This is a genomic window from Paraburkholderia sp. JHI2823 (assembly GCF_038900695.1).
In the GTDB taxonomy this organism is placed as follows: Bacteria; Pseudomonadota; Gammaproteobacteria; order Burkholderiales; family Burkholderiaceae; genus Paraburkholderia; species Paraburkholderia mimosarum.
This window is the reverse complement of sequence record NZ_JAYMRY010000146.1, coordinates 1-1,025: the sequence shown is the minus strand read 5'-3', so window position 1 is coordinate 1,025 and position 1,025 is coordinate 1. Positions and strand designations below refer to the sequence as shown.

Sequence of the window (1,025 nt, the reverse complement as noted above, 5' to 3'; positions counted from 1 at the left end):
AAGGTCGATGCGGTGCGCGCCCATGGCGGCGCCACCGTCGAGGTCGTGCAGGCGGGCGAGTCCTACAGCGACGCCTACGCCCACGCCGTACGGCTGCAGGAGGAGCGCGGCCTGACCTTCGTCCATCCATTCGACGATCCCGATGTGATCGCCGGCCAGGGCACCGTGGCGATGGAAGTGCTGAGCCAGCATCAGGCCCCGATTCACGCGATCTTCGTGCCGATCGGCGGCGGGGGGCTGGCCGCCGGCGTGGCTGCCTACGTGAAGGCCGTGCGCCCCGACATCCGCGTGATCGGCGTGCAGACCGACGATTCCTGCGCGATGGCGCAGTCGATCAAGGCGGGCGAGCGCGTGGAACTGAGCGAAGTGGGCCTCTTCTCCGACGGCACGGCCGTGAAGCTCGTGGGCGAGGAAACCTTCCGCCTGTGCCGGGAGTATCTCGACGAGGTGCTGACGGTGGACACCGACGCGCTGTGCGCGGCGATCAAGGACGTCTTCCAGGACACGCGCAGCGTGCTCGAACCGGCGGGCGCACTGGCCGTGGCGGGCGCGAAGCAGTATGCGGAACGCGAAGGCATCGAGGGGCAAACGCTCGTGGCGATCACCTCGGGCGCGAACATGAACTTCGACCGCATGCGTTTCGTGGCCGAGCGCGCGGAGGTGGGCGAGGCGCGCGAGGCGGTGTTCGCGGTGACGATCCCCGAAGAGCGCGGCAGCTTCAGGCGCTTCTGCGAACTGGTCGGCACGCGCAGCGTGACCGAGTTCAACTACCGCATCGACGACGCCGAACGCGCGCACATCTTCGTGGGCGTGCAGATCCGCAATCGTGGCGAGTCGCAGCAGATCGCGAAGGCCTTCGTCGATCACGGCTTTCCGAGCGTCGACCTCACCGGCGACGAGCTCTCGAAGCAGCACATCCGCTACATGGTGGGCGGGCGCTCGCCTCTGGCACACGACGAGCGCCTGTTCCGCTTCGAGTTCCCCGAGCGCCCGGGCGCGCTCATGCGCTTCCTTTCGTCGATGGC

1 protein-coding gene is annotated in these 1,025 nt (G+C 68.4%); it reads left to right on the top strand.

The window, feature by feature from the left end; all coding sequences use genetic code 11:
* A partial coding sequence (gene ilvA / locus VSR34_RS37990; protein WP_342965185.1) for a threonine ammonia-lyase, biosynthetic occupies positions 1 to 1,025 on the top strand: 1,025 nt, incomplete at both ends.